The organism is Mesorhizobium sp. M7A.F.Ca.US.007.01.2.1 (assembly GCF_003998165.1).
Classification (GTDB): domain Bacteria; phylum Pseudomonadota; class Alphaproteobacteria; order Rhizobiales; family Rhizobiaceae; genus Mesorhizobium; species Mesorhizobium ciceri.
In genome coordinates this window covers 1-12,882 of sequence record NZ_RZQP01000181.1, presented here as the reverse complement: position 1 = coordinate 12,882, position 12,882 = coordinate 1, and the positions used below count along the sequence as shown (strand labels likewise).

Below are 12,882 nucleotides of genomic sequence, written 5' to 3'. Positions count from 1 at the left end.
GATGATGCTGCCGCCCTCACCCATATGGGCGGCCGCGGCCTTGGAAGCGATGAACGGGGCCCGGAGATTGACCTCCATGGTCTCGTCGAAATCGGCGAGCGACAGCGTGTCGATTGGGGCGGCGCGCCAGATGCCTGCGCTGTTGACCAGGATGTCGAGCCGGCCGAAGGCGGTTACGGCGTCGTCGACCGCCTTGTCTATGGCGACCGCATCGCGGTTGTCGGCCTTGATCGCGATGGCGCGGCCGCCCTTGGCCTCGATCTCGGCGACGACAGCGCGGGCCTGTTCCTCGCCATGCACATAGGTCAGCGCGACGCTGGCGCCATCGGCCGCCAGCCTCCGCGCAATCGCCGCGCCGATGCCGCGACTGCCGCCGGTGACGAGCGCGGCCTTGCCGTTCAATCTGCTGGAAGACATCGAATTCTCCTTTTATGTAATGATCGATACATAAATATCTGTCAACCTTGCCCGCTGGCGTCAACTGAATTATGTATCGATCAACACAGAAAGAGCGTCATGTCGGAACGAGGCCGTCCCCGCACCTTCGATCGAACCGCAGCCCTGCGTTGCGCGATGCAGGTGTTTTGGGCGCGTGGTTACGAAGGTGCATCGATGAGCGAGCTGACCGCCGCCATGGGCATCAACTCGCCCAGCCTCTACGCTGCCTTCGGCAGCAAGGAGGCGCTGTTCCTGGAGGCGACGGATTTTTACTCGCACACCGAGGGTGCCGACATCTGGCTGGCATTGGACGAGGCTCCGACCGCGCGGCAGGCGATCGAACAATTCCTGCGCCTGACGGCGAAAGCCTATGCGCAGAGCGATCGCCCGCAGGGCTGCCTGATCACGCTGGGCGCACTGCATCAGGATTCGAGCCGCGGCGCCATCTGCGACGATCTGCGCCGCCGTCGTGCCGAAAACCACACCGCCCTGCAAAAACGTCTGGAGCGCGGTATTGCCGAAGGCGAATTGCCGGCGGATTTCGACGCGAGCGCTGCCGCGACCTTCTTCGCCACGGTCCAGCACGGCATGTCGATCCAGGCGCGAGACGGCGCCTCGCACGCTGCCCTGCTGGCGACGGTTGCCGGGGCCATGGCTGCCTGGCAGACGTTGGCCGGCGGCAACGCGGCGTGACAAACGCCGGCTGGTGTGCTCGAAATCCGCCAGCAAGGCCGGGAGGGACGAGAGCGTGAAAAAGGGTTATCGCGAGCTGCTGGACGAGGCGAACGCCGTGATCGAGGTGGTTTCGCCGGAGGAAGCGGCCGGGCTGCTCGACGATGAAGACACCATCTTCGTCGACCTGCGCGATCCACGCGAAGTGGAACGCGACGGCCGGATTCCGGGCGCCAAACATGTCACGCGCGGCATGCTGGAATTCTGGATCGACCCCGAAAGCCCTTACCACAAGCCGTTCTTCGCCTCGGGAAAGAGCTTCGTGTTCTTCTGCGCCGGCGGTTGGCGCTCTGCCCTGGCCACAAAGACGGCGCAGGACATGGGGCTTTCGCCGGTCAAGCACATCCTCGGCGGCTACACCGCCTGGAAGGCCGCCGGACTGCCGGTCGAACCCGGCGAGAAGAAGAAATAATCTCGACCGCCGCTCAATGCAGCAGCAATGGCTCGCGATGCGTCACGAAGCCGACCGCGCGTTCGACCACGCCCTTGTCGGCAAGAATGCGGCGATGGCCAAGCCCGTCGGCCCAGTAGAGCCGCACATGGCCGCCGGCACCGGCATAGCGCCTTGCGTGATCGGCCGAGACTTCGCGGTCGTCCGGCGCGTGGATGACCAGGGTCGGCACCGGTGCCTGGGCGAGCTGGCGGTCGCCGGTGAATTCGTGCAGCGGCCGGCCGGAAAGATGCTCGACCCGGTCCGCCATGGCGGCTTGCGAGCGCGGGCCGACATTCAACATATGACTGAAGTCGGCAAAGATCGCCGGCAGGGAACTTGGCGCCGCGATCAGCACCAGGCGTCCCGCCGCCAGCGGCGGGATGTTCTTGACCGAACCGGCGATGGCATTGGCGGCGACGGCGCCGCCGAAGGAATGGCCAACCGCCGCCGCGAACGGGCCGAACCATTCGCCGGCAACCCGCACCGCATCCACCGCATTGACCATGTTCAGGCGCCGGCCCTGCGACTGGCCGTGGCCAGGCAGGTCGAGCGAAACGACCCTGTAGCCGGCGGCGCGATAGCCTTCGATCAAGGCGCGCATATATTCGGTGCGCGAGCGCCAGCCATGGACGACGAGCACCGTGCCGACGGCCGCCCTGCCCGGCTCGGGCCGGAACTCGTGCACCATGACGCAGCCGGTCGCGGTCTTCAGCCGGTGATGACGCGCCTCGGTCATGAACCCCGTCGCACGCTCGACAGCGCGGCGCTCGCCATCGCTGAGCGCCTTGACATTCGGGGTGCGGCAGAACAATTCGAACGCCGCGCGTCCGCTGAGCCGCGGCGCGACACGCTCTGCCGCACGGAACACGCCCCGGATGACCTTCAGCCCGAATGATGCCATAGTGAGAATCCATCCATACGTTCAAGCATGAACATAATAGTTCAAAGATGAACAATAAACAAGAGCTGCCTTGGGACAACCCGCGTTTCCGCAACTGGGTCGCGGTGGCGCGCGCCTGCCATGTGCTTGAGCGCACGCTGGCGGTGAAACTTGCGCCGCTCGATTTGAAGCCGGCGCAGCTCGACGTGCTGATGAACCTCTATCGCCACCCCGGAATGTCGCAGCACGATCTTGCCCGCAAGCTGCTCGTCGGCCGCTCCAACATCACCATGCTGTTGCCGCAGCTGGAAGCGCGTGGCCTGCTGCGCCGCGAAGGCGACGAGAAGGACAAGCGCATCCTGCGGCTCGCGCTCACCGAGGCCGGCGAGGCGCTGCTGATGCAGGCGCTGAAAGTGCATATGGCGCTGATCGAGAAGGCGATGAGCCAGTCGACGCCGGAGCAATGCGACATGATCGGCGAGCAGATGCGCAAGATCTATGATGTGCTGAATGAGGCTTGAGCGCCCTTCAGCCCAACCCTACCACATCGTCTTCTTCGCCCGTTCCGGCCATTCCTTGTCGTAGGTTTCGCCGTCGATGTTCTTGCGGCTGGTGATTTCCAGGATCTGTCCGGGCGTCGGCAGCGACTTCGGCTCGACATGCCTTGCCGGGTTCCAGAGCTCGGAGCGGACGATGGCCCGGGCGCATTGGAAATAGACCGCATCGATGTCGACGACGGTCACCGATCGCGCCGCCTTGCCGTCCACCGTGAATGACGCGCACAGCGCTGTATCCGTTGTGATGTGGGCGCGGCCATTGACGCGCAGCGTCGTGCCGGAGCCCGGCACCAGGAACAGCAGGCCGACGCGTGGGTCGCGAATGATGTTTTTCAGCGAATCGGCGCGGTTGTTGCCGCGTCGGTCCGGCATCATCAGCGTTTTCGGATCATGGATGCGCACGAAGCCGGCGAGATCGCCGCGCGGCGAGCAATCAAGCCCCTCCGGCCCGCTGGTCGCCAGCGCGACAAAGGGCGAGGCTTCGATGAAGGCGGCATATTCGGGAATGATGTGGTCGAGTTCCTTGACCAGCGAGGCCTCGCCTGGAACGCCATAGAGTGCCTCGAGCTGCTCGACCGTGGTGATGACGGACATGTTTTCGCCTCCAAACCTTTGCCGGCGCTACCCCAGATCGATGACATCTTCACGACAGCGATGCCCTAGCGGTCCCGGCTAAGGCCCTTTTCCGCAAGCTCCGCGAGATAGGCTTCCCAGCGCGCATCCTTCTCGTGGCCGAGCGTATGCAGGTAATTCCAGGTGAAGATGCCGGTGTCGTGGAAATCGTCGAAGGTGATGCGCACGGCGTAGTTGCCGACCGGCTCGATCTTCAGGATCGCCACATTGCGCTTGCCGGGGACCGTCACCCGCTGATCCGGCGAATGGCCCTGCACTTCGGCCGATGGCGAGGCGACGCGCAGCAGTTCCGCCGGCAGTTCGAACGGATGGTGGTCGGGAAAGGTGACGGACAGAAGTTTGCGGTCCTTGGAAACCCTGAGTTCTTTCGGTGCGGTCATGCTGTTCGATCCCGTGTCATCCGCCCTTCCCTACGCCGCTTCGCCAAACGGGAAAAGGTCTGATGAGACCGACCGACATGCGATGTCGGCTGAGAGATGTTACCAAAGATCGAGAGGCGCTATCTTGAACAGCAGGCCGGATCGTATCACATAGCGGTATATAACGAAGCCGTTCACGGCCACGGGAAGCGCTTGAAGCATGGACATGATTGATCCTTTCGGCCGCACGATCAGCTATCTCCGCGTGTCGGTTACCGACCGCTGCGATTTCCGCTGCACCTATTGCATGGCCGAGGACATGGCCTTCCTGCCTAAGAAGGACCTGCTGTCGCTGGAAGAGCTCGACCGGCTGTGCACGGTTTTCATCGAAAAGGGCGTCAGGCGATTGCGGCTGACCGGCGGTGAGCCGCTGGTGCGCAAGAACATCATGCATCTGGTGCGCCAGCTGTCGCGGCATCTCGAAAGCGGCGCGCTGGAAGAACTGACGCTGACCACCAACGGCTCGCAGCTGTCGCGCTTTGCCGCCGAACTCGCCGATTGCGGCGTCAGGCGCATCAACGTCTCGCTCGATACGCTCGATGCCGACAAATTCCACAAGATCACCCGCTGGGGCCATCTCGACAAGGTCATGCAAGGCATCGATGCCGCGCAGGCGGCCGGGCTCAAGGTCAAGCTCAACGCAGTGGCGTTGAAGGATTTCAACGACGCCGAGCTGCCCGAGATGATGCGCTGGGCGCATGGCCGCGGCATGGACCTGACGGTCATCGAAACCATGCCAATGGGCGAGATCGATGCCGACCGCACCGACCAGTATTTGCCGCTGTCGCTGCTGCGCGCGTCGCTCGAACGCCAGTTCACGCTGACCGACATTCCCTTCAAGACCGGCGGCCCGGCGCGCTACGTCCAGGTCGCCGAGACCGGCGGACGGCTCGGCTTCATCACGCCGATGACGCATAATTTCTGTGAGAGCTGCAACCGCGTCCGGCTGACCTGCACCGGCACCCTCTATATGTGTCTCGGCCAGGAAGATGCCGCCGATCTGCGCGCGCCCTTGCGCGCCTCGGAAGGCAACGAGCTGGTCGCCGAAGCTATAGACGAAGCCATCGGCCGCAAGCCCAAGGGCCATGACTTCATCATCGACCGCCGCACCAGCCGCCCATCGGTGTCACGCCACATGAGCGTCACTGGCGGCTGATCTTTCCGTGAAATTCATGCAATATCGCTTCGGGATCATGACTTCGAGGCGAGCATGCGGCTGCACTCTTCATTCCTGGTCATTGCGACAATGGCAGCAACCAGTGCGGTCGCCGCGCCATTCACCTATGTGAACGATCGCTTCGGCACTGTCTGCACCTTTCCCGACGACGTCTTCACCGATCGCCAGCCGGAGCCCGACAATGGCGACGGACAGCAATGGCTGAGCGCCGATGGCGCCAGCCTGATCTGCTCGGGCATCCTCAACGTCGACGACGACACGCCGAAAGGCTTTGTCGCGGCGGAGAAGGCGAGCAAGAAGCCGGGCTACAAGGTCACCTACAGCAAGGCCGGAAAGGACTGGGCCGTGCTGTCGGGCCTGAGGGATGGAAAGATATTCTACGAGCGACGTCTGTTTGGGAAAGACGGTATCATCCGTACGGTCTGGGTCGACTACCCGCCGGCGCTGAAGTCGAAATACGATCCGCTGGTCGGCGCCATCGCCGGCAGTCTCAAGGGGCCATGACGGTTTCGGACCACACCCCAGAAAAAGTCTTGTTCGCGAACCGCAGCCGGATTTACGGCCAGTCTGTTCCAGCCTAGCCTTCCCCTGGAAGCTGCTCTTCGCTCGCAGGGGGATACACCATGCGCAAACTCGTTCTTTCTCTGGCACTGCTTGGCCTCGCGGCCGTGCCCGCGGCGGCGCAGTCGATCGGCGGCACCTATACGGTCGCCGGCACCAACTTCGACGGCTCGGCCTATGGCGGCGAAGCCACCATCACGCTGACCAGCGGGACGACCTGCGCGATCCATTGGGAAACTGGTGGCTCATCTTCCGACGGCATCTGCATGCGCAACGATGATGCCTTCTCCGCCGGCTATGTCATGGACAAGGACATTGGCCTCGTCGTCTACAAGGTGGCGGCGGACGGTTCGCTGCACGGTCTTTGGACGATCGCCGGCAAGGAAGGCAATGGCACCGAGGTGCTTACGCCGAAGAAGTAAGTTCGCCATCGCAGGCGATATTCCGGGCCACAAACAAGGCTGTGGCCCAGTCCTTTGCTGTTGCTGTTTCATGCCCGACTGTTACAGGCTTGCTGCCTAAAGCGCGTCGCGTTTGAACGGATTCAGGCCACGCGCTTCAGGTCTTTGTTTCTTATGCATGTCGTTTCCCCAAAACCGAGGTCACTTTTGGGCGATATGTATTAGCAGAACCGGTAGCCGTCTTGCCCCTGTCTCCAAATCTTCACGGCGCGTTGTTCATGATGGTGGCGATGGCCGGCTTCACCCTCAACGACGCCATAACCAAATACTCGTCGCAATCGATGAACATGGCGCAGGTCATGTTGATCCGTGGGGCTTTCGCTTCGCTTTTCGTCGGCCTGCTGGCCTGGCAGCGCGGCGCTCTCGCCCGCCCGGGCTCGATGCTGCAGCCTCTGGTCGCCTTGCGCGTGATCAGCGAGGCCGGCGCAACGGTGAGTTTCCTCGTCGCCCTCGCCCATCTGCCGATCGCCAATGTTTCGGCGGTGCTGCAGGCGCTGCCGCTGGCGGTGACGATGGGAGCGGCACTTGTCTTTGGCGAGACTGTCGGTTGGCGGCGTTGGCTGGCCATCGCCATCGGATTTGCCGGCGTGCTGATCATCGTGCGGCCGGGCTTCGAAGGGTTCAGCGTCTACTCGCTGTCGGCGCTGGCCAGCGTCGCCTGCTGCGCGGTGCGCGATCTCGCCACCAAGCGGATCCCCAAGGCCATTCCGACATTGCTGGTGTCGACCGCGACCGCGCTTGCCATGACAATCGTCGGCGCGGCGCTGTTGCCGGCAATGGGCGGCTGGACGCCGATGACGGGCAACAGCACGGCCCTGCTGGCCCTGGCTGCTGTGCTGGTGATTATCGGCTACCAGTTCATCATTATGGCGATGCGGGCGGGCGACATCTCCTTCATCGCGCCGTTCCGCTACACGGCCCTGATCTGGTCGATCCTGCTTGGCCTGTTCATCTTCGCGGACATTCCCGATCTGCCGATGATCGTCGGCGCCACCATCATCATCGGCTCCGGCCTCTATGCGCTCTACCGCGAGCGGGTCGTCGGCCGGCGCAAGATCGTCGCCGAAAGCACGGGGCCAAGCATGGTTCCGGACGGAATCTAGCCAGATCATTGAAGGTTCTTGTGATTTCCGACGGCTGGCGTACAGGCTTCGTGGCATGAAGCGAGACATTGCGGGGATTGTTCTGGCCGGTGGCCAGTCGAGGCGGATGGGCGGCGGCGACAAGAGCCTGTTGCCGCTTGGCGATGGCTGCCTGCTTGACCAGGTCGTGTCGCGCTTCGCCCCGCAAATAGAATCGATGGCGCTCAGCGCCAATGGCGACCCTGCACGATTCCTGCGCTTTGGACTGCCGGTGCTTGCCGACAGCGTGCCCGGCTTTGCCGGTCCGCTCGCCGGAATCCTGACCGGCCTCGAATGGGCCGCGGCCAACAGGCCTTGCAAGGCGATCGTCAGCGCTGCCGGTGACACGCCTTTCCTGCCGTTGGACCTTGTCGAGCGTCTGGCAGGGGCCGCCGATCAAAGCCCCGGTTCTATTGCCGTTGCCCGCTCGGCCGGCAAGCGGCATCCGACCTTCGCGCTGTGGCCGATCGGCTGCCGCGATGCCTTGCGGCACTTTCTGGTCGATCAGGATATCAGGCGGGTTTCGGCTTTCATCGACCGGCAGGGTTTTGTCGAGGTGGAGTTCCCGGTTCCGCCATCGGCGGGGATCGACCCTTTCTTCAACATCAACGAACCGGACGATCTTGTGTCTGCCGAGCGTCTGTTGCAGAGCATCAAGCCATGAACAGACGCGTCTTCGGCATCACCGGCTGGAAGAATTCCGGCAAGACGACTTTGACCGAGAGGTTGGTCAGCGAATTGGTCCGGCGCGGCTGGAAGGTGTCGACGGTGAAACATGCCCACCATGACTTCGACATCGACAAACCTGGCGCGGACAGCTTTCGCCACCGGCAGGCCGGCGCCACCGAAGTCGCGATCGTCTCCGGCGTTCGCTGGGCACTGATGCACGAGCTGCGCGGCGAGGATGAGCCGACATTGGAGACTGTCCTGTCGCGGCTTGCCCCTTGCGACCTCGTGCTGGTCGAGGGCTACAAGCGCGAAGCCCACAGCAAGATCGAAACCCGCCGGCTGGATGCGAAGGACCGCACGCCGCTTTCGGCGGAGGATCCCAACATCGTCGCTGTCGCCGCCGATTTTGCCATTGAAGGCGAGCTGCTGCCGGTATTCGATCTCGACGATGCAAAATCGATAGCCGACTTCATCGAGCGCACCACCGGGCTCGTTGCTTGAGCGCTGACGCAACGGCAGAATAGCCTTGCCCATTTTTATGGTTTTGCAGTTGCTTTTTTCTTGGAAAGAGTGGGAGTATCGCGCCAGCGGGCGGTCAAAAGCACCGCCCCACAGAGCCGTTCGGAACGACGGCCGGGACCATAAAGAGAGGACCATCATGCGTATTTCACTGCGTATCGCGCTTGCCGCTTCGGCCGCGCTGCTGACGCTCGGCGTCGCCCAGGCCCAGGAAAAGACCCTGAGGATCGGCACCGAAGGCGCCTACCCGCCCTTCAACAACCTTACCGCCGATGGCCAGCTCGTGGGCTTCGATATCGACATCGCCAAGGCGCTTTGTGATGAGATGAAGGTCAAGTGCACCTTCGTCGCCCAGGATTGGGACGGCATCATTCCAGCCCTCCAGGCCGGTAAATTCGACGCCATCGTCGCCTCGATGTCGATCACGCCGGAGCGCAAGGAGAAGGTCGACTTCTCGAACAAATACTACAACACGCCCTCGGCGATCGCCGTGCCGAAGGACAGCACGCTGAAAGGCGTGACCAAGGAAGATCTCGCCGGCAAGACCATCGGCGTCGCCACCACCACCACGCATTTCAACTATGCCTCGAAGACCTACACCGACAGCACCGTGAAGGGCTATCCGAGCAGCCCCGAGGAGCAGGCCGATCTTGCCAATGGTCGTCTCGACGCCATCGAGGACGATATCGTCGTGCTGCAGCAGTTTCTGGACTCGCCTGACGGCGCCTGCTGCAAGATCCTCGGCCAACCTTCGCCGCAGCCGGTCGAGATTTTCGGGCCTGGTGCCGGCATTGCCGTACGCAAGGGCGAAACCGACCTGGTCAACAAGCTCAATTCGGCCATCGCCGCCATTCGCGCCAATGGAAAATACAAGGAAATCAACGACAAGTATTTCAAGTTCGACGTCTACGGCGCCGAGTCCTGATAAGCCAGGTCAAGACGGCGGGGAATTTCCCCGCCGTCTTTCTATTCGTCTTGGGAATGCCGTGAGGATAAGACCGGTCGATGCCAGCCCAGAGCATATGGACACTTCTCAGTTGGGGACCTGAAGGCTGGCTTGACGATATTGCCTATGGCGCACTGATCACCATTGCGTTGGCGCTTGCCACGCTGCCCATCGGATTGACGATCGGCTTTTTCATTGCACTCGCCAAGCAGTCCGAAGAACCGTCGCTGCGCCTTGCCGCCAACATCTACACCACCGTCTTTCGCGGCCTGCCAGAACTGGTGACGCTCTTCCTGTTCTTTTTTGGCATGCCGATCCTGCTGCAGCATCTCGTCAGGTATTTCCGGCCTGACGTCACCATCGACGTCAACAGCTTTGTCGCCGGCATGATCGTGCTTGCACTGATCTTCTCCTCCTATGCCAGTGAGGTTTTCCTTTCCGCCTTCCGCGCCATTCCCAAAGGCCAGTATGAGGGCGGCTATGCCATCGGTCTTTCGAACTGGCTGACCATGCGCAAGGTGATCGTGCCGCAACTGCTGCGCATCGCGTTTCCTGGACTGGAGAACTGCTGGCTCAGCCTGCTCAAGGACACGTCGCTGGTGTCGGTCGTCGGCCTGGCCGAGACGCTGCGCAATGCCAGCATTGCGGCCCGCGTCACCAAGCACGCTTTCCTGTTCTTCGGCGTCGCCTCGCTGGTCTTTCTTGGCCTGGCCGTCCTGTCGTCCTTCGCCACCAATGCGATCCTGCGCTCGCTTGGCCGGCGGGAGGCGCAGCGATGAGCGCCACGGCCACCATGGTCGAACGTCCGCCGCCACGGGCGCGCGGCTGGCCGCGCAGGCGTATCGCCGGTTACGCGCTGGTGGGCCTATGGATTTTGTTCGGAATCGGCATCGTCAGCTATCTCTTCCTTGCCTGGAATCCTGATTTCTTTGCCAAATATGCGCCGGCTTATCTGAGCGGGCTTGGGGTCACGCTGGCGCTGGTTTCCATATCGATGGTACTCGGCGCGATCCTGTCGGTGCCCGTCGCTTACGGGCGCATGTCCAGCAACCGGATCCTGTCCGGCCTCGCCTATTGCTACGTCTATTTCTTCCGCGGCACGCCGCTGCTGGTCCAGACCTATCTGGTCTACTACGGATTGGGCTCGTTCCGCGTCGAACTCCAGTCGGTCGGCCTCTGGGATTTTTTCAAGGACGCGTTCAATTGCGGCGTCTTTGCCTTTGCGCTCAACACGGCCGCCTACCAGGCGGAGATTCTGCGCGGCGCCATAGAGAGCGTGCCAAGAGGGCAATGGGAAGGGGCGGCCTCGCTTGGCCTGCATAAGCTGCAGACGTTGCGCAAGATCATCCTGCCGCAAGCCTTGATCGTCGCCTTGCGGCCCTATGGCAACGAACTGATCCTGATGGTCAAGGCGTCCGCGATCGTCGCCATCATCACGGTCTACGATCTGATGGGCAATGCCAAGCTCGCCTTCGCCAACTCGTTCGACATCCAGGCCTATATCTGGGTCGCCCTCGTCTATCTGGTGATGGTCGAGATATTGCGGCATGGCGTCGAATGGATCGAGCGCCGGATCACCGTTCACCTGAAACGCTGACGATTTTCAATTCGGCTGCACCAGTCGATCAGGCTATACGCGTCTTGACGAATTGAGCGCAGAGCCTAGAGCTTTCGCAGCAAATTCCGTTTCCATTCTGAAGGGCAAGCTCATGGCATCTGTGGCATTTCTCGGTCTTGGCGTGATGGGCTATCCGATGGCCGGACACTTGAAGAACAAGGGCGGCCATGACGTCACCGTCTACAACCGCACCAAGGCCAAGGCCGAGCAATGGGTTGGCCAGCATGGCGGTAGCCTGGCGGCGACCCCTGCGCAGGCCGCCGAGGGCAAGGATTTTGTGTTCTCCTGTGTCGGCAATGACGACGATCTGCGTTCGGTGACGACTGGTCCGGAAGGCGCCTTCAAATCGATGAAGAAGGGTTCGGTCTTCATCGACAATACCACCGCCTCGGCCGAGGTCGCTCGCGAGCTGGCGGCGGCGGCGCTAGCCGGCGGGTTTTCGTTTCTCGATGCGCCGGTCTCGGGCGGCCAGGCCGGCGCCGAGAACGGCGTGCTGACCGTGATGGTCGGCGGCGAGCAGGACGCTTTCGACAAAGCGAAGCCCGTCATCGACGCTTTTGCCCGCATGGTCGGCTTGATGGGGTCGGCCGGTGCCGGCCAGCTCACCAAAATGATCAACCAGATCACCATAGCCGGTCTCGTCCAGGGCTTGGCCGAAGGCATCCATTTCGGCAAGAAGGCCGGGCTCGACATCGAGAAGGTGATCGAGGTGATTTCCAAGGGCGCCGCGGGCTCCTGGCAGATGGAGAACCGCCACAAGACGATGAACGCCGGCAAATATGATTTCGGCTTCGCCGTCGACTGGATGCGCAAGGATCTCGGCATCTGCCTGGCCGAGGCCGACCGCAATGGCGCCAGACTGCCGGTCACCGCACTCGTCGACCAGTTCTACAAGGATGTGCAGGCGATGGGCGGCAAGCGCTGGGACACGTCCTCGCTGCTCGCCCGTCTCGAAAAATAGGTCTCTGCCGTGGCAGAGCTCTCGCCTCAATCCAGTGCCGCGGAAATCGTCGCCCATCTTCGCGCCATCGGATCCGAGCAGAACCGCCTCGGGATGTTGCACTACGGCATCAAGATCGACCGTGCACTTGGCATCTCGCACGGCATGCAGCGGCAGATCGCGCGGACGATCAAACGCAACCACGAGCGCGCCTTCGAGCTATGGGACAGCGGCATCATGGAGGCGCAGTTCATTGCCTCCGTCACGGCTGACCCGAAACGGTTTTCTGCTGAAGATGCAAGGCGATGGGCGGCTAGTTTCGACTCCTGGGACATCGTCGACGGCGTCTCGGATCTCTTTGTCGATACGGACGCCTGGAAAGAACTGATCGCCGAGTTTGCGGCCGACGAGCGGGAGTTCGTTCGGCGCACGGCCTTCGCCATGATGGCCTGGTCTGTCGTCCACCGGAAGCAGGAGCCAGGGGCGACCTTCCTCTCCTTCCTGCCGATCATCGAAACGCACGCGAACGACAGCCGCAATTTCGCGAAGAAAGCCGTGAACTGGGCGCTTCGGTCGATCGGTAAGCGATCGATGAACATGCACGGTGCCGCCCTGGCTGTCGCCGAACGACTGGCGCAGTCGGCAGACAAGACGGCGCGCTGGATCGGCAAGGACGCCGTAAGGGAGCTGACCAATGCCAAGACGCTCGCGCGGATCGCCGCCAGGAAAGGCTGACGGCGCGCGTTCCGCCATGTCAGGATCTCGCCGACATGTGAAG

At 62.5% G+C, this 12,882-nt stretch carries 18 protein-coding genes; 14 read left to right on the top strand and 4 right to left on the bottom strand.

The window, feature by feature from the left end; all coding sequences use genetic code 11:
- Window positions 1-417, bottom strand: a 417-nt coding sequence (locus tag EN949_RS25780) for an SDR family NAD(P)-dependent oxidoreductase (RefSeq protein ID WP_127371817.1), incomplete at its 3' end; no start/stop codon positions are given.
- A gap of 99 nt (window positions 418-516) precedes the next feature.
- Between EN949_RS25780 and EN949_RS25775 the strand changes: the two genes are divergently transcribed.
- Both EN949_RS25775 and EN949_RS25770 read left to right on the top strand, forming a co-directional pair.
- On the top strand, window positions 517-1,131 hold the full coding sequence (locus EN949_RS25775) for a TetR/AcrR family transcriptional regulator (RefSeq protein WP_127366308.1): 615 nt from the start codon (window positions 517-519) through the stop codon (window positions 1,129-1,131).
- A 55-nt stretch (window positions 1,132-1,186) separates the two neighbouring features.
- Window positions 1,187-1,582, top strand: a complete 396-nt coding sequence (locus EN949_RS25770; protein WP_013531694.1) for a rhodanese-like domain-containing protein — start codon at window positions 1,187-1,189, stop codon at window positions 1,580-1,582.
- Window positions 1,583-1,595: 13 nt separating this feature from the next.
- Here the strand turns inward: EN949_RS25770 and EN949_RS25765 are convergent, their stop codons facing one another.
- Entirely contained in the window at window positions 1,596-2,504 is a 909-nt protein-coding gene (locus tag EN949_RS25765) for an alpha/beta fold hydrolase (protein WP_127366307.1), read from the bottom strand.
- Between the two features lie 47 nt (window positions 2,505-2,551).
- Here EN949_RS25765 and EN949_RS25760 point away from each other — a divergent pair, with 47 nt between their 5' ends.
- Window positions 2,552-3,004 carry a MarR family transcriptional regulator gene (locus EN949_RS25760; RefSeq protein ID WP_013531696.1) on the top strand — a complete coding sequence of 151 codons (453 nt, stop codon included), beginning with the start codon at window positions 2,552-2,554 and terminating at the stop codon, window positions 3,002-3,004.
- Between the two features lie 18 nt (window positions 3,005-3,022).
- Here EN949_RS25760 and EN949_RS25755 read toward each other — a convergent pair whose 3' ends face one another.
- Entirely contained in the window at window positions 3,023-3,634 is a 612-nt protein-coding gene (locus EN949_RS25755) for a pyridoxamine 5'-phosphate oxidase family protein (protein WP_063167992.1), read from the bottom strand.
- A gap of 65 nt (window positions 3,635-3,699) precedes the next feature.
- Window positions 3,700-4,053 carry a DUF971 domain-containing protein gene (locus EN949_RS25750; protein ID WP_013531698.1) on the bottom strand — a complete coding sequence of 118 codons (354 nt, stop codon included), beginning with the start codon at window positions 4,051-4,053 and terminating at the stop codon, window positions 3,700-3,702.
- Window positions 4,054-4,252: 199 nt separating this feature from the next.
- Between EN949_RS25750 and moaA the strand changes: the two genes are divergently transcribed.
- The 11 genes from moaA to EN949_RS25695 all read left to right on the top strand — a co-directional run bounded on the left by moaA (window position 4,253) and on the right by EN949_RS25695 (window position 12,839).
- Window positions 4,253-5,248, top strand: coding sequence for a GTP 3',8-cyclase MoaA (gene moaA, locus EN949_RS25745; RefSeq protein WP_013531699.1), 996 nt, complete (start codon window positions 4,253-4,255; stop codon window positions 5,246-5,248).
- Window positions 5,249-5,302: 54 nt separating this feature from the next.
- Window positions 5,303-5,773, top strand: a complete 471-nt coding sequence (locus EN949_RS25740) for a hypothetical protein (protein ID WP_063167991.1) — start codon at window positions 5,303-5,305, stop codon at window positions 5,771-5,773.
- Window positions 5,774-5,892: 119 nt separating this feature from the next.
- Window positions 5,893-6,252: a hypothetical protein gene (locus tag EN949_RS25735; RefSeq protein ID WP_013531701.1), complete on the top strand. Its 360-nt coding sequence runs from the start codon at window positions 5,893-5,895 to the stop codon at window positions 6,250-6,252.
- Between the two features lie 221 nt (window positions 6,253-6,473).
- Window positions 6,474-7,394, top strand: a complete 921-nt coding sequence (locus EN949_RS25730) for a DMT family transporter (protein WP_063167990.1) — start codon at window positions 6,474-6,476, stop codon at window positions 7,392-7,394.
- A 55-nt stretch (window positions 7,395-7,449) separates the two neighbouring features.
- Window positions 7,450-8,076: a molybdenum cofactor guanylyltransferase MobA gene (gene mobA, locus EN949_RS25725; RefSeq protein WP_063167989.1), complete on the top strand. Its 627-nt coding sequence runs from the start codon at window positions 7,450-7,452 to the stop codon at window positions 8,074-8,076.
- Window positions 8,073-8,582 carry a molybdopterin-guanine dinucleotide biosynthesis protein B gene (gene mobB / locus EN949_RS25720; RefSeq protein WP_024503305.1) on the top strand — a complete coding sequence of 170 codons (510 nt, stop codon included), beginning with the start codon at window positions 8,073-8,075 and terminating at the stop codon, window positions 8,580-8,582. Before mobA ends, mobB begins: the two co-directional genes overlap by 4 nt.
- A 157-nt stretch (window positions 8,583-8,739) precedes the next feature.
- A complete protein-coding gene (locus EN949_RS25715; RefSeq protein ID WP_013531705.1) occupies window positions 8,740-9,525 on the top strand; it encodes an ABC transporter substrate-binding protein in 786 nt (261 codons plus the stop codon).
- Between the two features lie 80 nt (window positions 9,526-9,605).
- Window positions 9,606-10,325 carry an ABC transporter permease gene (locus EN949_RS25710; RefSeq protein WP_024503306.1) on the top strand — a complete coding sequence of 240 codons (720 nt, stop codon included), beginning with the start codon at window positions 9,606-9,608 and terminating at the stop codon, window positions 10,323-10,325.
- Entirely contained in the window at window positions 10,322-11,143 is an 822-nt protein-coding gene (locus EN949_RS25705) for an ABC transporter permease (RefSeq protein WP_024503307.1), read from the top strand. The genes EN949_RS25710 and EN949_RS25705 overlap by 4 nt, the downstream gene beginning before the upstream one ends.
- A gap of 112 nt (window positions 11,144-11,255) precedes the next feature.
- Window positions 11,256-12,125: an NAD(P)-dependent oxidoreductase gene (locus EN949_RS25700; RefSeq protein ID WP_024503308.1), complete on the top strand. Its 870-nt coding sequence runs from the start codon at window positions 11,256-11,258 to the stop codon at window positions 12,123-12,125.
- Between the two features lie 9 nt (window positions 12,126-12,134).
- Entirely contained in the window at window positions 12,135-12,839 is a 705-nt protein-coding gene (locus EN949_RS25695) for a DNA alkylation repair protein (protein ID WP_127367061.1), read from the top strand.
- Window positions 12,840-12,882: the final 43 nt, after the last annotated feature.